We start from the raw sequence: 17464 nt of genomic DNA on the forward strand, positions 1-17464 counted from the left end.
CCCGCGCCCGGCCGGGGCGCCGCCGCCGCCGCCCGCCCCCCCCCCCCCCGCCCCCCCCCCCCCCCCCCCGCGTGTGGTGCCGCCCGCGCCCCCCCCCCCGCGCCCCCCCCCCCCCCACTACATGGATGGCTGGCAGTTCATTGCGCTCGAAGAACGATGTTCTAACGCATTGCTGCAACGAAATGGCTAATGTCGCCAGCCAGATCGTCCCAAGGAAGACAGGTATGTCGGTAGTGCAGGGCTTGCGTGGTTGCTGTCTGTTGATGTGCTTGCTTGCGGGAGGGGTTTCGGCGCAGGAAGTGATGGACGTGCCTGCGGACGCGGGAGCGGCACCGATCCGCGATATGGACGCGGTCGTCGTCCATGGCGTGCAGCCCGGGCCTGGCTTGTGGCGGGTCAGCAAGGACGGGCATGTGCTTTGGATCCTGGGCACGGTGTCGCCCTTGCCAAACCAGATTGATTGGCGGGCCGATGAGGTACGAGCGGTGATCGCGCGCTCGGGGCAGGTGTTGCTGTCACCCGGCGTGGTGTTTGACGCCGATGTGGGCTTCTTTGGCAAGCTGGCGTTGGCGCCATCGGTCTGGAAGGTGATGCGCAACGAAGACGGTGCAGAGCTGGCCGATGTGCTGGCGCCGCCGCTGTACGCGCGCTGGCGTGTGGTCAAACAACGTTACCTGCCGCGCGACGGCGGGGTCGAGCGCAAACGGCCGATGTTCGCCGCCGGTGAGTTGCAGGCGGCGGCGATGAAATCCATCGGCCTCGGTCAGAAGCCGGTGGTCTGGCCTGTGGTGGAGGCTGCCGCGAAGGCAGCGGGTATCACGCCCACCTCAACGAGCTGGAAGATCAAGATCGAGGACCCGAAGGCAGCGGTCCGTGAGTTCCGCGAGGGTGGCATGGATGATGCGGTGTGCCTCGAACGAACCGTGGACTTGGTTGAGAACGATCTGCCGACCTTGGTCGAGCGTGCGAATGCCTGGGCAATGGGCGATGTGGAGGCGTTGCGGCGCTCACCGTATGAGGACGCGGGTGCGGCCTGCATGCAGGCGATCACGCAGTCGGGCTTCGTGCGCAATCGCGGTTTCGGTGATCTGAAGGCGGGTGTGCGCCAGCATTGGCTGTCGATTGCGGAGACTGCCGTGCAGCGCAATGAAGAAACGTTTGCGATGTTGCCGGTGGATCGGTTGCTGGAAGCCGATGGCTATCTGGCAGCGCTGCAGGCGCGTGGGTATGAGGTTGAGTCGCCCTGAAAAGCAGTTCTGTGGTGACAGCGCGGAGCTGATGCAAGGACTGTGGGTACAGTCCAGGTAGCCCGGGTAAGCGGGAGCGCACCCGGGGCTGTTCGCGGTGATCTAAGCGGCCGCTGGAGAATGACTTTCCCGGGTGCGCTGCGCTTACCCGGGCTACGGTGTTGCTGGTTTAAGGGAGCGGCGTAAGCCGCGAAGCTGGGATAGCTCGAGCAGCCAGTTTTCGTATCGCCGGATGGTGTTTTTGCTTCGCGGCTTACGCCGCCCCCACAAAGAAAAATCCGATGCCAGGGGGCTGGCATCGGATTTCGGGATACTCACTGATCGGAGTCCAGCTCAGCTCGCCGCACTCAACGGTGCCGTGCTGTCCTGCAGCTTCGGCCAGCGCTTCAGGATGGCGGCGCGAATACCTGCTGCATCAACCCCGGCCTCGGCCAGCAGGTCTTCGCGGCTGGCGTGGTGCTGGTAGCTGTCGGGCAGGCCGAGGTGCAGCATCGGCATCAGCACGGCTTCGGCGTTGAGCAGTTCGGAGACGCCCGAACCAGCACCGCCGGCAACCACGTTGTCTTCAACGGTGACGAAGCCGTCGTGCGTGCGCGCCAGTTCCAGCAGCATCGCCTTGTCCAGCGGCTTGATGAAACGCATGTTGACCACGCTCAGGCCCAGCTCGCGGCCGACCTGCTCAGCCGCTGGCACGGCCGCGCCGAAGGCAAGGATGGCGATGCGGCTGCCTTGCACGCGCAGCTGCGCCTTGCCGATTTCCAGCGTGGACAGATCGGTGCCAACGGCAGCGCCGGGACCGGTGCCACGCGGGTAGCGCACCGCAGCCGGGCCCTTGTATTGCAGGCCGGTGCTCAGCATCTGCCGGCATTCGGCTTCATCGCCCGGGGCCATGACCACCATGTTGGGCACACAGCGCAGGTAACTCAGGTCGAGGTTGCCTGCGTGGGTGGCGCCGTCCGGGCCGACAACACCGGCACGGTCGATGGCGAACAGCACGTCCAGGTCCTGGGTGGCGACGTCATGCACCAGCTGATCGTAGGCGCGCTGCAGAAAGGTGGAGTAGATGGCGACCACGGGCTTGGCGCCCTGGGTGGCCATGCCGGCGGCCAATGTCACCGCATGCTGCTCGGCGATGGCGACGTCGAAGTAGCGCTGCGGGTATTCCTTGCTGAAACGCACCAGCCCCGAGCCTTCGCGCATGGCCGGGGTGATCGCCAGCAGCTTCGGGTCGGCCGCGGCGGCGTCACACAGCCAGTCGCCGAAAATGTCGGTATAGGTCGGCTTCTTGGGCGCGCCCTTTTCCGGCAGGCCCTTGCTCGGGTCGAATGGGCCGACGGCGTGGTAGCCGATCTGGTCGTCCTCGGCCGGCTCGTAGCCTTTGCCCTTGGTGGTCATGATGTGCAGCAGGTGCGGGCCCTTGGCATCCTTCAGGTGCTTGAGGGTCGATACCAGCAGCGGCAGGTCATGGCCATCGATCGGGCCGGTGTAATGGAAGCCCATCTGCTCGAAGGCGGTGGACGGCACGAACATGCCTTTCCACTGTTCTTCCCAGCGCTTCACGAAACGCGCAGGCGGGCTGTGGCGCTTGTCGCCGAGGATCTTCTTGCCGCTCTCGCGCAGGGCGTTGAGCGTGCGGCTGGCGGTTGCCCGGCCGAGCATCTTGGTCAGTCCACCGACGGCTTCGGAGATGGACATGTTGTTGTCGTTGAGGATGACCAGCACGTTCGGCTCGTCGTCCATGCCGCCTGCGTGGGCCAGCGCTTCAAACGCCATGCCGGCGGTCATCGCGCCATCGCCGATCACCGCGATCACCTTGCGGTCATCGCCCTGGCGCTGGCGCGCGATGGCCATGCCCAGTGCAGCCGAGATCGAGGTCGAGGAATGGCCGACGCCGAAGGTGTCGAACTCGCTTTCCTCGCGTTTGGGGAACGGCGCAACGCCGTCCTTCTGCTTGACGGTGTGGATGCTGTCGCGACGACCGGTGAGGATCTTGTGCGGGTAGGTCTGATGGCCCACGTCCCACACCAGCTGGTCGACCGGCGTGTCATACAGATAGTGCAGGGCGACAGTAAGCTCGATCACGCCCAGGCCGGCCGCGAAGTGACCGCCGCTCTTGCCCACCGATTCGATCAGGTAGGCGCGCAACTCGCCGGCAATGGCCCCCAGTTCGCTCTCGTCGAACAGACGCAGGTCATCGGGAGTCTTGATGCGCGACAGGCGCGGATAGCTGGCAGAGTCGATCATGGTCTTCGCGTTTCACTCGAAACGGTATTTTCCCCGTCCGGAGAGGGTGGGGCAAGCAAAGCACATCATCAATGAGTGCCGGATGAGGTGGTTTGGCACCAAGCTGAAGGCCGTGTTCAGCCTGGATGGCAGTTTCGCATGAATACGCGAGACCGCAGCGTGGGGCTCAGAGCCCGCGTTGCAGGGCTTTGCGCGGCAACTGCGACTTCAGGAAGGCCATCTGGTCGGCGAGGATGTTGCGGTTGGACAGGATCAGGTGCTCGATCCAGCTGGGCCGGTACGGCACTGCCAGCAACGGCATATTGGCCTGGGCCGGGGTGCGGTTGCTCTTGCGCGAGTTGCAGTGGAAGCAGGCGCTGACCACGTTCTCCCAGGTGTCCTTGCCGCCCTTGGAGACGGGCAGGACGTGGTCGCGGGTCAGCTGCGGGCGGCTGAAGTGCTGGCCGCAATACAGGCAGAGCTGGGCATCGCGCGCGAACAGCGCGGGATTGGTGAGGTTGGGCGTGGGGTCGATCGCGCGCGAGCGGGCGTGGCCGCGCGAGGCGATGATCGGGTGCAGGTCCATGCCGCTGCGCAGGCCGGTCAGCCGCGATATTGCGCCGTGTACGTGCAGGCAGGGATCGCCCATGGTCCAGGCGACGGCGCCGCGTGCATACAGGCAGGCGGCATCCTGCCAGTTGATCCAGTCCAGCACGCGGCCATGCGCATCCAGCGACAGCAGTCGCACGGAGCCGAGGCGGTGCAGGGAGGGCGGAAGTGAAAACCCGTCTGTCGGAGCGGAAGTCCCGGCTCCGGTATCGATCAGACTACGCGGTGTAGTGTCTGTCTCCATCGGGTTAACAGCTTATACACGATGCGTGACAGTTTGTGTAAAGGCGGGTGAAGCTCAGGTTTTGTGGGAGCGGCGTTAGCCGCGAAGCTGATGGTGTTTCGGGCGCCTGAGAGCTTACCCCTCCCCAGCCCTCCCCTCCGCCTTCGGCGCAAGGGAGGGGGCTAAGCAAGAGCTGCCCTCACCCCAACCCCTCTCCCGCAGGCGGGAGAGGGGCTTCAGGGTCGCAGGCTTTCCTGATCGTTCCCTACTCCTGCGTGCGGGACTGCAGCCCCCTTCTTGGGGGAAGGTGCCCCGAAGGGGCGGATGAGGGGAGCTTTGCCCCTGCTTTCGCTTCCGGATCAGTCGCCGAAGCGGGCCGAATCCATCGCCATCAGCGAGTCGGCGCCGGCGGCGATGCCGGCAGCGTGGCTCAGGGTGCGCGGCAGGATACGGGCGTAGTAGAAGCGCGCGGTCTCCAGCTTGGCTTGCTTGAAGGCTTCCGGATGGCTGGATGCCTGTGCGGCGACCACCGAGCGGGCCCACCAGTAGGCCACGGCGACGTAGCCGCTGTAGAACAGGTAATCCCAGCTGGCCGCGCCCAGTTCTTCCGGGTTGGCGGCGGCGCGCTGCAGCACGTCGATCGTCAGCTTGCCCCATTCCTGGGTCTTGCCACCCAACACCGGCAGGAACTCGGCTACGGCCGGGTTGCTGGCATTGGCGGCGATGAACTGCTCGATCTCGGCCAGGAACAACTTCAGGCCGGCGCCCTGCGAGGCGGCGGTCTTGCGGCCGATCAGGTCCAGCGCCTGGATGCCGGTGGTGCCCTCATACAAGGTGGTGATGCGGGCATCGCGGGCGTACTGCTCCATGCCGTGCTCGGCGATGTAGCCGTGGCCGCCGAATACCTGCTGGCCGTTGTACGTAGCCTCGATGCTCCACTCGGTCAGGCAGGCCTTGACGATGGGGGTGAGGAAGCTGACCAGTGTGTCGGCGTCGGCGCGTGCCTGCGCATCGGCGCTGCTGTGTGCGGCATCGAGCTGGGTGTAAGCGTGTGCGGCGAGCAGGCGGCCACCTTCGGTCAGCGCCTTGGTGGTCAGCAGCATGCGGCGTACATCGGGCTGGGCGATGATCGGGTCGGCCGGCTTGTCCGGCTGCACGGCACCCTTGGGTGCGCGCGACTGCAGACGCTCGCGGGCATAGGCCAGTGCGCCCTGGTAGGCACGCTCGGACTGCGCCAGACCCTGCACGCCAACGCCGAGGCGGGCGGAGTTCATCATCACGAACATTGCCTGCAGGCCCTTGTGCGGCTGGCCGACGAGGTAGCCCTGGGCACCGTCGAAATTCATCACGCAGGTGGACGAACCGTGGATGCCCATCTTGTGTTCCAGCGCGCCGCAATGCAGTTCATTGCGCTCGCCCTGCTTGCCTTCGCGGTCGACCTTGTACTTCGGGGTGACGAACAGCGAGATGCCCTTCGGGCCGGCCGGTGCGTCGGGCAGCTTGGCCAGCACCAGGTGCACGATGTTGTCGGCGAGGTCGTGCTCGCCGGCGGTGATGAAGATCTTGGTGCCGGTGATCGAATAGCTGCCGTCGGCGTTCGGCTCGGCGCGGGTCTTGAGCAGGCCCAGGTCGGTACCGGCGTGCGGCTCGGTCAGGCACATGGTGCCGGTCCAGTTGCCGGCCACCAGCGGCTTGAGGAAGGCTTCCTTCTGCCAGTCTTCGCCGTAATGCTTGAGCGCTTCAACCGCGCCGTGCGACAGCATCGGGAACAGGCTCCAGGCCAGGTTGGCCGAGGACACCATTTCGCTCAATGCCATGCCCATGGTTTCCGGCATGCCCTGGCCGCCGAAATCCGGCGACGCGGTCAGGCCGGTCCAGCCGCCTTCGACGAACTGTGCGTAGGCTTCCTTGAAGCCCGGAGCGGTGGTGACTTCGTTGGTGGCCTTGTCGAGCTTGCAGCCGGTCTGGTCGCCCACTGCATTGAGCGGGGCCAGCACGCTGGTGCTGAAACGGCCGGCTTCCTCCAGCACCGCGTCGATGACGTCGGCGCTGGCATCTTCGAAACCCATCGATGCAAACAGGGACTCGGCCTTCAATACGTCGTGCAGGGCGAAGCGAAGATCGGAAACAGGGGCTTTGTAGTTGCTCATCAGGCGGCTCTCGAACGATACGGGAACGGGTGGGGATCAGCGCAGCACGCCGGGTAGGCCCGGTGCCTGGTTGAGGCTGTTGCGCGATTTGATGTCGAAACTGCGTTGCTTCTTTTCTTCCGGCGTGGCGCTGACGCTGCCTTCCAGTTCGTAGAACAGCGAGCGGCCACCGGCCAGGGCGTCGGCCACGACAATGCGTGCCGAGGACGCGGGCTGCAGGCGGACCTTGATGACGTCGGCCGATTCCGGGCCGATCGACAGCGCCGGGCTGGCGCTGAGCGTGCCGGCGGCCTCATCGCCAACCTTCACCGCCAGCGACACGTTGTCGAAACGCATCGGCATCGAGCTGTAATTGCGCAGGCGCAGTTCCACTTCCCAGTTGCCGTCATTGCCGACGCTCAATTGCTGGATGCTGGCGGCCGGTTCGGAAACGCGCTTCACCGGGCCATTGCCGCAGGCGGTGAGTACAAGTGCGAGTACGGCCATCAAGGCGTACTGGGGGCGAAAACGCATGGGGCGTGGTCCTCGGGTCCTGAGCTTATCTCCCAAGAATACTACGGCGTATGGCGGCCTGCTGGGTACAGGTCTGCAAGATCAGCCAATATGACGATGGGATGGCGGAACCGCCGCGGTCATGCATCGACTAGTGCAGGGGGCAGAGGTTGCCGTCATTCGCGTCATTTTCTGGGGATTCATCAATGCGTTCATTCAAGTTGTTGCCGCTTGCAAGCGCTATCCGCGGCGGTCTGGCAGTTGTGGCGCTGTGCGCCTCCGTTCCGGCGCTGGCAGCGCCACCACAGTTCGATCTTCAGGCTGGCAGCATCGAGGAGGTATTGCCGGAGTTCGCCCGCCAGGCCGGCGTGCAGATCATTGCCCCGGCGCATTCAGGTGGTGCCCAGCGCATTGAAGTAGCCGAGTTGAAAGGGCAGATGGAGCCGCGCCAGGCGCTGGCCCGCCTGCTGACCGGTACCGGCCTGAGTGTGGCATCGGATGACGGTCGCACCATTACCCTGCGCGCGGCAACGCCGATGCTGGCTTCGCTCGGTGGTTTGGGTGGCCTGGCCGCCGGGCAGGCAGCGGCTCCGGCTGCGCCACAGGAAGCCGCTGAACCCGCGCCAGCGCCAGCCAGTCCCAGCGTCAGCACGCTGGACCAGATCACCGTGGTCGGCAGCCAGATCAAGGGCGCCAAGACCGCCGCGATCCTGCCGGTGGCAACCTTGCAGGCCGAGCAGATCGAGGCCACCGGCGCTGTGTCCGGCGACGAGTTGTACCGCTCCATCCCGCAGATGGGCGATGTCTCGTTCAGTGGCACCAATGGTGGCAACAGCTCCAACTACGCCCGCGGCGACATCGCCTCGGTCAATCTGCGCGGCCTCGGTGTCGGCAATACCCTGCTGCTGATCAATGGCCGCCGCACCGTGGTCCATCCCACCAGCCAGGCCGACGGCAACCTGGTGCCGGTGCTGACCTACAACGCCAATGCGGTGCCGGTGTCCAACCTGCGTCGCGTTGAGGTGCTGCTGGACGGCGCGGCCGCCATCTACGGCACCGATGCGGTGGCCGGCGTGGTCAACAACGTGCTGCGCGACGACATGGACGGCGGCACCATCAGCGTGCAGAAGGGGTTCGGTGAAGGTACCGACCTGCGCGATATCGGCGTCAACGGCATGTGGGGCAAGAATTCCGAGGACCTGCGCTCCAACATCACCATCGCCTTCAATTACTACAACACCACCGGCTTGAACTCGCTGGACCAGGACTGGACCAAGAACGGTAACCGTGCGGCTGACTTCCTCGGCACGCCGTTTGAAGGCCTGGCGGGCACCGACAACCGTAACACCAACAGCCCGTGGGGCAACTTCACCGTGGTTGGCCCGCGCATGTCGCAGAACGGCACCTGGCTGACCACCACTGCCGGTGCCTTCCATGTGCAGCCGACCAGCAACAGCGGCTGTGCGGCGACCATTGCTGATGGCCTGTGCGTGCAGTCCGGCAGCAAGGCCACTTCCGGTGCCGACGCCAACCTGCGTGACAACCAGCAGGGCCAGTATCCGCTGTCGATCAGCCCGGACGTGCGTCGTCTGAACCTGTTCGTCACCGGCAAGCATGACTTCGACAACGGCTTGTCGTTCTTCAGCGAAGCTGGCGTCTACAACTCGCGCGCCTACAGCCTGCAGAACGGCGTCAACACCATCACCGCCTTGCCGATGACGGTGGCTGCCAGCAACTACTGGAACCCGTTCGGTGCGATGTACCTGCCCGATGGCTCGCTCAATCCGAACCGCCTGCAGGGCTTGAACATCGACGCCAACGGCGTGCCGGTGACCATCACCAGCTACCGCTTCGAGCGGCCGACCCGCATCGAGGTCAACAACACCCAGGTGCGTGCCTTGGCCGGCCTGCGCGGCTTCCACTACGGCTTTGACTGGGAAAGCGCCGCGCTGTACTCGGCGGCCAAGGTCAAGGACACCCAGGATGCAGTGAGCATGTCGCTGTTCCAGCAGGCCCTTGCCAATCCCACCGCCTCGGCCTACAACCCGTTCTGCGGTGGCTGCAACGACTGGGACAAGCTGGACCAGTTCTTCTACAAGGCGCAGCGCCAGAGCAAGACCGAGCTGTTCCTGTGGGACTTCAAGGCCTCGCGCGCGGACCTGTTCAAGACCTGGGCCGGCGATGTCGGCATGGCCGCGGGCCTTGAAGTGCGCCACGAAACCCAGCGCGATGATCGCGACGCACGCGTCGATGGTTCGGTGACCTTCACCGATGCGATCACCGGCGTTGCCTATCCCAGCGACATGTACGGCGTCAGCCCGACCCCGGACACCTATGGCTCGCGCACTGTCGCCGGTCTGTTCGCCGAGTTCTCGGTGCCGCTGGTGTCGCCGGAAATGAACATCCCGCTGGTGCGCTCGCTGGACCTGCAGGTGGCCGGCCGCGCCGAGCGCTACAACGATTTCGGCAATGTCGCCAAGCCGAAGCTGGCGCTGGGCTGGCAGGTGTTTGATGGCCTGACCCTGCGTTCGTCCTGGGCCAAGGGCTTCCGCGCGCCCAACCTGGAGCAGATCAACGCCACGGTGGTCAGCCGCTCCAACACCCGCACCGACTACATCCAGTGCGAGGCGGACAAGCGCAGCGGTGCACAGCCGGCCTTCGCCAACTGCGGCGGCTACAGCTACTCCACCACCGCGCGCCGTTCGGGCAACCCGGACCTGAAGCCGGAAACCTCGACCAATACCAGCGCCGGCTTGGTCTTCCAGCCGCGCTTCATCCCTGAGAACTACGGCCGCTTCACCTTCGCCGTTGATTACTACAAGTACGAGCAGGAAGGCATCATCGGCTTGTTTGGTGAAGGCAATGCGCTGATCCTGGACTACATGCTGCGCCAGCAGGGCGGTAGCAACTCGGCGGTGGTGCGTGCAGATGCGACCGCTGACGACATCGCCCGTTTCGCAGGCACCGGTTTGGAGGCTGCCGGCAAGGTGCTGTACGTCACTGATCAGTACGTCAACCTGGAGCCGCAGACCCTGCGCGGCGTGGACTACAACTTCAGCTGGAACTCGCCGGAAACCGCGATCGGCCGCTTCGATCTTTCGGTTACCGGTACCCACCTGATCGAGTTCTATCGCCAGCGTTCGCCGGCACTGCAGGCGCTGGAAGATGCCAAGTCCGCTGGGCTGGTGGATCCGTCGATCCGCATCACCGGTGGTGGCGACCTGATCGGCAATGGCGGCAATCCGGAATGGAAGTGGTCCGGCACGCTGACCTGGCGTTACCAGCAGCTGTCGGTGGGCGCGAGCGCGCGTTATGCCAGTTCCTACGTCGAGAATGGCCTGACCCTGGCCGATGGCACGCCGTGGACGGTGAAGTCGCAGACGCTGGCTAACGCTTTCGTCAAGTACGACTTCGCACGCGAAGGTTGGCTCAACAACGTGGCGGTCAAGGTCGGTGCCAACAACATCGCCAACAAGCGCCCGCCGATCTCCGACGATGTGTTCGGTTACCCGTCGGGTGTCTACCAGGCCAACCCGCGCTACTGGTACGTCAACGTGAGCAAGGCGTTCTGATGCAGAAAAACGTTCCATTCCGCCATGTGGCGGGAGCCGGGCAGGTGCCGCGATGAACGCGGCGCTTGCGCGGGAGCGTGCCGGCTGGTTGGCCGAGCACATATTGCCTTGCGAGCCCGCGCTGCGGGACTGGCTGCGGCGGCGATTGTCGCTGCGCCAGGACGTGGATGACGTGATCCAGGAGACCTACGCCATCCTCGCCGGAATGGCGGATGTATCGCACATCCTGCAGCCCAAGGCCTATGTGTACTCGGTCGCCCACTCGGTGGTGCTGCAGCAGTTGCGGCGCGCGCAGGTGGTGTCGATCGAGGCCGTTGCCGAGATCGACCGTGTCGCCATTGTTGGCGACGAAGTCAGCCCGGAGCGGATGGCGTCGTCACGACAGGAGCTGGCGCGGATAGGCGCCTTGATCGAAAGCCTGCCGGACAAGTGTCGGCAGGCTTTCGTGCTGCGGCGTGTGGAGGGCTACTCGCAGCGCGAGATCGCCGAACGCATGCAGATCAGCGAGAACACCGTGGAGAAACACATCTGCAAGGGAATCCGGGTATTGATGGATTCGATGAAGCGTGATGACGACGTAATGCAGAAGAGTAGTGAGCGGTTCGCCGCGGAAGGAGCAAGGCATGCGCGTCGGCGCTGATGCGAGTATTGATGATGTAGCCGCCAGTTGGGTGGCGCGCGAGGACCGCGCGCAACTCACGGTGGAGGAACGTGCGCAACGAGATGCCTGGCTGGAAGCCGATACGCGCCACTTTGGCGCTTATGCCCGCGCCCATGCAGTGCTGGCACGTACCGATCGCGCACGTGCGCTGTCGGCCGGGGAAATGGACCGTGCATTCACCGCACGCGCGCCACGACGGGCGCGGCGCGTACTGCGCTGGGCAATGGGCCTGGCTGCCGTGGTTGGCGTGCTCGCCATCGGCGTGCAACGCCAGGACGATGGGGTCGAGTACTTCGCCACCCGCAAGGGCGAGATCCTGCGCGTGCCGCTGCAGGACGGCTCGGCGATCACACTGGATTCGGACTCGCAGGTGCGGGTGCAGTTCAGTGCGACCCGCCGTGATATCCACCTGCTGCAGGGCGAGGCCTTGTTCGACGTGGCCAAGAACCCGCAACGCCCGTTCGTGGTGCGCGCGGAGGAAACCGATGTCACCGCGGTAGGCACCAGTTTCGCGGTCAGCCTCACCGAGCGCCGCAGCGGTGGCGTGGAAGTGCTGGTGCGCGAAGGCATCGTCGATGTGACCGATACCCAGGGCGCGGTCGCTCCAGCACGATTGGTAGCCAACTATCGAGCGCTGGCCAACCGCAGCCACGGCATTCGCATCGAGGCGGTGCCCACGGATGATGTGGATCAGCAGTTGGCCTGGCGCGAAGGCATGTTGTCCTTCAACGGCGACACCTTGTCGGTGGCGGCGGCGCAGTTCCTGCGCTACAGCGATACCCGCATCGTCATCGATGACCCGCTGGTTGGCAGTCGCCGCATCGTTGGCTTGTATTCGGCCAGTGACCCGCGCGGTTTTGCCAACAGTGTCGCGCTGAGCCTTGGCCTGGTGGTTCAGCAGCGCGGAGACGTGGTGCGGCTGAGCTCCCCTGATGCCGCGCCGCAGGCGGCGCGGTCCATGCAATGAATCTGGATAAGAACATGCATTACAACAGCAAGCGTGGTTTCGCCTTGGCGGTGCTCGCCGCGGCATTACTGGGGGCAGGGCAGGCCAGCATGGCCGCTACTGCCGGCGACAAGGCCGTGTTGATCCGCGACGCAATGGTCTTCGATGGCACTGGCCGCGCTCCCTATGCGGCCAGCGTGCTGGTCGAGGACGGTCGCATTGCTGCGATCGGCGCTGAACTGACGGCCCCCAAGGGCGCACGTGTGGTCAATGCGCGTGGCCAGGCGCTGCTGCCGGGTCTGTTCGATCTGCACACGCACTGGACGCCGAACGCCACGCCGTCGGAACTGCCGCAGGTGGCGAATCTCTACATGGCGGCCGGCGTCACCACGGTCAGCGATTTCCACGAGCCGCCGGAGGCCTATGCGCCACGCCGTGCCTGGCTGGCCTCGATCGCCGCACCCGACGTCAAGTTCGCCGCGCGCATGAGCACGCCGCTCGGCCATGGCGCGGATTGGGGTGACGAGAACACCACCCGCTGGGTGAACTCACCCGAGGCCGCGCGTGCTGGCGTGCGTGCGGTTGCCGCCTACAAGCCGGACTTCATCAAGGCCTTCACCGATGGCTGGCGCTATTCCAATGCTGCCGACAACAGCAGCATGGACGAGGAAACCCTCACTGCGCTGGTCGACGAAGCCCACAAGAACGGCCTAAAGGTGTTCACTCATACGGTGATGGTCAAGCGCGGCAAGGCCGCCGCACGTGCGGGCGTGGACGTGATCGCGCACAGCGTGCAGGACGGTGCGGTTGACGATGAGTTGATCGCGTTGATGCGTGAGCACGGTACCGCCTATGCCCCCTCGCTGGCGGTGTATCTGCCCGAGCGCGTCGATGGCAGCGGACGCAACAACGGAAAGCCGGATGTACTGGCCCAGCGCGAGCAGAACTTCGCCAACGCCTTGCATAACGTCAAGACGCTGCACGATGCCGGTATTCCGGTCGTGGTGGGCACCGATGCCGGCATGACCGGTACGCCGCATGGCACATCGACCCTGCGCGAACTGGAGCTGCTGGTGCAGGCTGGGCTGACCCCGAGCGAGGCGCTGCTGGCTGGTACCTCGGCCAGCGCCAAGGCGCTGGGCGTGAATGACCGCGGCAGCATCGAAGTTGGCAAGCGTGCGGATCTGTTGCTCGTAAGCGGTCGCCCGTGGGAGCGCATCGGGGACGTTCGCAATACGCAGCAGGTATACGTGGCCGGTCGCCAGGTGCAAGGCAAGGGTGCGGTGTTGCCGGCCGGCAACAAAGCCTTGGCCTTGCCTGCGCAGCCGGTGCAGGCCCTAGTTGATGACTTTGAGCGCACTGATGGTCGTACCGCGCTGGACACGCTGCGCGTGGACGAGGCCGATGGCGGTAACGACCGCACCGCGCAGGTCACCGAGATCGTCGCACGCGAAACCGGCGGCAACGCGCTGGCGACCCAGGCCAAGCTGTCCAGCAAGGACACTGCCTTCGCTGCGACGATCCTGCCGTTGAGCCGTGGTTCGGTGGCGCCGGTGGATGCGCGTGCCTATCGCGGCGTCCGCTTGGAGCTGCGCGGCAGCGCACCGGAATTGCGGCTGGAAGTAAGGGCCTTGGGCAACCGTCGTTTCATTGCGCCACTGCAGGCCGGGGCACAATGGCAGACGGTGGAGATTCCGTTCACCGCACTGCAGGGCCAGCCCCCGTATCGCGCCAAGGCACCCGTGGCGGTGTGGAAGGGCGATGACCTGCAGCAACTGGTTGTCTCCGGCAGCGGTGAACCCGGCAGCAAGCTGTGGTTCGAGATCGACAACGTCAGTTTCTATTGATGCGTGAGGCTGGCTGGATGAAGACCCGTTATCTGCGTGCCGCGTTGCTGGCAGCGTTGCTTCCTCTTGCAGGAACCACGCTTGCCGCGGACGTGATCAGTACGCTGGACAGCTACGCGCAGCGGCAGGCTGAGGTTGGGCAACAGTTGTGGCAGCAGCCCGAGCTCGGCTATCTGGAACATGCATCATCCGCGCTGTTGCAGAAGGAGTTGCAACAGGCCGGCTTCCATATCCAGGCCAATGTTGCCGGCATGCCGACGGCCTTCGTCGCAAGCTTTCGCAACGGCAGCAAGGGCCCGGTGATCGGGCTGCTGGCAGAAATGGATGCGCTGCCCGGCATGGCCCAGGCGGCGGAGCCGGTGCGCAGCCTCATCGCCGGCCAGGATGCGGGTCAGGCCTGTGGCCACAATCTGTTTGGTGCGGCATCGGTGGGCGCAGCCCGCGCCTTGGCGCAGTGGATGCAGCAGACCGGTACGCCCGGCGAAGTGCGGCTGTACGGAACGCCGGCGGAGGAGGGCGGCTCCGGCAAGGTATACATGACCAAGGCGGGGCTGTTCGATGATGTGGATGTGGTGCTGCATTGGCATCCGTCCGCGGAGAACTCAGCTGCGCAAGGCACGACGCTGGCCAACATCAGCGGCAAGTTCCGTTTCCACGGGCGTGCCGCCCACGCCGCCATCGCCCCAGAGCGCGGCCGCTCCGCGCTGGACGGCGTGGAAGCCTTCAATTACATGGCCAACCTGATGCGCGAGCACGTGCCCGACCGCACCCGCATCCACTACGTCATCAGCAACGGCGGCGCCGCTCCCAACGTGGTGCCAGATGCCGCTGAGGCCTACTACTATGTTCGCCACACCGATCCGGCAGTGGTGCGTGATGTGATCGAGCGCCTGCAGAAGGCAGCCGAAGGCGCAGCAATGGGCACGGGTACCACGGTCGAATTCGAGCCGACCGGTGGGGTGTACTCGCTGTTGCCCAATGACACGCTTGGGCAGGTGATGCAGACAGCGCTGCAGCAGGTTGGCGGCGTGCAGTACGATCCGGCCGAGCAGGCATTCGCGAAGAAACTGCAGGAGAGCCTGGAAAAGCGCCCGGACTTGCAAGAGGCAACACAGCTGCAGCCCTACCGTGCGGATCAGGCGGGCAGCGCATCCACCGATGTTGGCGATGTCAGCTGGAACGTCCCAACGGTTGGCGTGAGCACCGCAACCTGGGTGCCCGGAACCCCGGCGCACAGCTGGCAGGCAGTTGCCGCATCGGGCATGTCGATCGGTGCCAAAGGCGCGTTGAACGCAGCCAAGGTAATGGCCCTGGCCGGCGTGCAGCTGCTGCAGTCGCCGGAGCTGGTAGTCAAGGCCAAGCAGGAGTTTCACGAGCGCCGCGGCGCTGGCTTCCGCTACGTGCCACTGCTGCAGCGGGAAGCACCGCCACTTGACTATCGGCGCAAGACCAAGGACTGAAGCACGCTGTCGCGGGATTGCAATCTTGGTTCTACGCGGGCTTCACCGCTGCGTGGGCAAGGTGGCGGCCGGAGTGATGTTGCTGGGTAGCCCATCGCGCCCTCGGGCGGCGACCCGATCCCCTCCATCGGGTCGCCGCTCGTGTTCGGGCAGGGCATGGGCGTTTTGCGCAGTGCAGACAACAGCGCTATGCTCGGCTTACCGCGTGGGGCGGTAGCTCAGCTGGGAGAGCGTCGCGTTCGCAAGCTGGCCGGTAAAAGCTGAGAACATCTCGCGGATCAAAAACTAGACCGACGCCCGCTCATCAGCGGGCGTTTTGCATAAGGCGGTCGGGGAGGGCGAGCGAGTCGCCGACACTTACGCTGACTTCTAAGATAAAGCGTCAATGCAGATGAGGACGAGGACCAGCCTCATTGGCATGCGCTGGTCTCGTTGATGGCTTGAGGCTGTAAGCGTCGCATGTGCAATGCGTCTGGCGAGTGAGTGGGTATCCTTGCGGATCAGTAGGTTAGTCAATGGCGGAGGAAATGGAAGCCGGTGGCAAGCCGGTTTCCCTTTTGCGAGCGCGGACGCTATGAGCCGATCTCTGCCACCACTTGCTGCAGCAACACCACGCCTTTCTCCAGCGCCTGGCTGCTGGCCTTGTTGCCAAGATTAAGCGCTATTTCTTACCTCTCGTTCGGATTGCTCAGATCGACACAGAATTGAATTCTTCGGCCTGGGTTCCATCCATCCCAATGAACATCGACCGCAGTCCAAAGGAGCTGGGCACCTTCAGTCTGCGCTCCCTAAGACAAAATGGTACGACCCATAGCCGCATTCCTCTGATCTTCGGAAAATCAAACACAGGCAACGGATCGGCGAAGGCATCGGTTCTGGGATAGATCAGTATCACATCACCAGCGCCGTCGAGATAACTCAATCCATACGCCTGCAACTGGTAAAAGTCAGCCTGGGACAATCCGTACTTGTCTGTTCCGTTCGCCCTCAGGCCATCCAGCAGCTTCCACTTAGTGTCGAGCACCAGAAGATCTCGTTCCGAATTTCGGACCAACAAGTCCGGCTTAAGCCGAAACCAACTCTGTTCGCGGTGGCGAACCAAGTGATGACTACGTGCTTGTGTCTTCAGAATAAGTGGCGCAGTCAGCTGCCGTGAAAGATGCTTGGCCACATAGGCTTCAAATACAGCCTCCATCGGAAACAGCAATGATGGGGCATTGTGGCGGCCAGAGCCTGTCAGCGGTGATTCCTCATCCAAGATGAGGCGCGCCCATGCCAAAGCATCGCTGTAGTAGCTCATCCCGCGATCGAGTCGTACCTGCAGGAAATCGATCCGTGTTTGCGTGGAAGGTGGAACATCTGCAAATACGAAATCCAGATCTCGGGCCAACTTCTGGTTAGCCTGCGTCCCCGTCAGAAGCAACACGCGCCGTAACGCCGCGTGGACTAGTCGGTTTTCCGGTCTGTCCGTAGAAAACTCATCGTGCTCGGTGAAGAACCGGTCTGCCCTAAACATGTTCTGCCGCAAATGTGGCGACACCAGGAGCTTGCCACGCAAGGCAAACAAGTTGTCCTGCCGCTGGCGATAGTCACTCCGAAGTCCCCGCTTGACGATATGCTCGACAGTGCGCAGAAACTCACTGATGAAAATTTCCAGTAGCGGCATCCGGGCGGCGGATAGCTTGGCGCTGTCTGTCAGCACATGCCGAAATCCATGCAAACAGCACAACATATCAATCAGCAACTGACGCGCCTCGACTGGTCCCCCACCGATGGCCTTGCCGACTTTAGGCAGCACCTCAATCTGGTATCCGTCCGGCGCGCGAATGACGCCGACAAAGCTGGTTACCTGAATAACGCGGCGCCCACGACGCTGTGCCCAGCGCAGCCAGGCGGCATCTCCCGCGTCCGCAACGCGCAAGCATTGGTTCTCAAGCCAGCCAAATACGCTTGCCGGAACCCGATGCACACCATCGATACCCGAGAAATCTTCCCCAGCTGATGCGAGGGCGTCAAACTCGTAAATCGTCAAGC

Annotated in this window: 11 protein-coding genes; 6 read left to right on the forward strand and 5 right to left on the reverse strand. The window is 64.3% G+C overall.

Going from position 1 to position 17464, the window contains the following annotated elements; genetic code table 11:
* Nucleotides 1-224: 224 nt before the first annotated feature.
* The gene (locus ACVOLI_RS00005; protein WP_481532996.1) at nt 225-1247 is read left to right on the forward strand and encodes a TraB/GumN family protein; all 1023 of its coding nucleotides are present in this window, start codon (nt 225-227) and stop codon (nt 1245-1247) included.
* A gap of 333 nt (nt 1248-1580) precedes the next feature.
* Here the strand turns inward: ACVOLI_RS00005 and dxs are convergent, their stop codons facing one another.
* From dxs to ACVOLI_RS00025, 4 genes are all read right to left on the reverse strand, one after another.
* Nucleotides 1581-3491, reverse strand: a complete 1911-nt coding sequence (gene dxs, locus ACVOLI_RS00010; protein ID WP_481532997.1) for a 1-deoxy-D-xylulose-5-phosphate synthase — start codon at nt 3489-3491, stop codon at nt 1581-1583.
* A gap of 166 nt (nt 3492-3657) precedes the next feature.
* Nucleotides 3658-4323, reverse strand: coding sequence for an HNH endonuclease (locus ACVOLI_RS00015; RefSeq protein WP_282266789.1), 666 nt, complete (start codon nt 4321-4323; stop codon nt 3658-3660).
* 338 nt (nt 4324-4661) lie between these two features.
* A complete protein-coding gene (locus ACVOLI_RS00020) occupies nt 4662-6452 on the reverse strand; it encodes an acyl-CoA dehydrogenase C-terminal domain-containing protein (RefSeq protein ID WP_481532998.1) in 1791 nt (596 codons plus the stop codon).
* Nucleotides 6453-6488: 36 nt separating this feature from the next.
* Nucleotides 6489-6965, reverse strand: a complete 477-nt coding sequence (locus tag ACVOLI_RS00025; RefSeq protein ID WP_481532999.1) for an LEA/WHy family protein — start codon at nt 6963-6965, stop codon at nt 6489-6491.
* A gap of 185 nt (nt 6966-7150) precedes the next feature.
* On the opposite strand from ACVOLI_RS00025, the gene ACVOLI_RS00030 reads away from it, so the two are divergent.
* Genes ACVOLI_RS00030 through ACVOLI_RS00050 form a run of 5 tightly spaced genes read left to right on the forward strand, consistent with a single transcriptional unit; the run spans nt 7151 to nt 15430 of the window.
* A complete protein-coding gene (locus ACVOLI_RS00030; RefSeq protein ID WP_481533000.1) occupies nt 7151-10516 on the forward strand; it encodes a TonB-dependent receptor in 3366 nt (1121 codons plus the stop codon).
* 52 nt (nt 10517-10568) lie between these two features.
* Nucleotides 10569-11156, forward strand: a complete 588-nt coding sequence (locus ACVOLI_RS00035; RefSeq protein WP_296253322.1) for an RNA polymerase sigma factor — start codon at nt 10569-10571, stop codon at nt 11154-11156.
* Nucleotides 11140-12144 (forward strand): FecR family protein, encoded by a 1005-nt coding sequence (locus tag ACVOLI_RS00040; protein ID WP_481533001.1) that lies wholly within the window; start codon nt 11140-11142, stop codon nt 12142-12144. Before ACVOLI_RS00035 ends, ACVOLI_RS00040 begins: the two co-directional genes overlap by 17 nt.
* Nucleotides 12145-12158: 14 nt before the next feature.
* Nucleotides 12159-13970, forward strand: coding sequence for an amidohydrolase family protein (locus tag ACVOLI_RS00045; RefSeq protein WP_481533002.1), 1812 nt, complete (start codon nt 12159-12161; stop codon nt 13968-13970).
* Nucleotides 13971-13987: 17 nt separating this feature from the next.
* The gene (locus ACVOLI_RS00050) at nt 13988-15430 is read left to right on the forward strand and encodes an amidohydrolase (RefSeq protein ID WP_481533003.1); all 1443 of its coding nucleotides are present in this window, start codon (nt 13988-13990) and stop codon (nt 15428-15430) included.
* 688 nt (nt 15431-16118) lie between these two features.
* On the opposite strand, the gene ACVOLI_RS00055 is transcribed toward ACVOLI_RS00050, so the two are convergent.
* Entirely contained in the window at nt 16119-17462 is a 1344-nt protein-coding gene (locus ACVOLI_RS00055) for an McrC family protein (protein WP_481533004.1), read from the reverse strand.
* Nucleotides 17463-17464 lie beyond the last annotated feature (2 nt).

It is taken from the genome of Stenotrophomonas sp. STEN029 (assembly GCF_056760015.1).

Coding starts and splice junctions, on each gene's coding strand:
- ACVOLI_RS00005 (WP_481532996.1), top strand. CDS start 225: ATGTCGGTAGTGCAGGGCTTGCGTGGTTGCTGTCTGTTGATGTGCTTG.
- dxs (WP_481532997.1), bottom strand. CDS start 3,491: ATGATCGACTCTGCCAGCTATCCGCGCCTGTCGCGCATCAAGACTCCC.
- ACVOLI_RS00015 (WP_282266789.1), bottom strand. CDS start 4,323: ATGGAGACAGACACTACACCGCGTAGTCTGATCGATACCGGAGCCGGG.
- ACVOLI_RS00020 (WP_481532998.1), bottom strand. CDS start 6,452: ATGAGCAACTACAAAGCCCCTGTTTCCGATCTTCGCTTCGCCCTGCAC.
- ACVOLI_RS00025 (WP_481532999.1), bottom strand. CDS start 6,965: ATGCGTTTTCGCCCCCAGTACGCCTTGATGGCCGTACTCGCACTTGTA.
- ACVOLI_RS00030 (WP_481533000.1), top strand. CDS start 7,151: ATGCGTTCATTCAAGTTGTTGCCGCTTGCAAGCGCTATCCGCGGCGGT.
- ACVOLI_RS00035 (WP_296253322.1), top strand. CDS start 10,569: ATGAACGCGGCGCTTGCGCGGGAGCGTGCCGGCTGGTTGGCCGAGCAC.
- ACVOLI_RS00040 (WP_481533001.1), top strand. CDS start 11,140: ATGCGCGTCGGCGCTGATGCGAGTATTGATGATGTAGCCGCCAGTTGG.
- ACVOLI_RS00045 (WP_481533002.1), top strand. CDS start 12,159: ATGCATTACAACAGCAAGCGTGGTTTCGCCTTGGCGGTGCTCGCCGCG.
- ACVOLI_RS00050 (WP_481533003.1), top strand. CDS start 13,988: ATGAAGACCCGTTATCTGCGTGCCGCGTTGCTGGCAGCGTTGCTTCCT.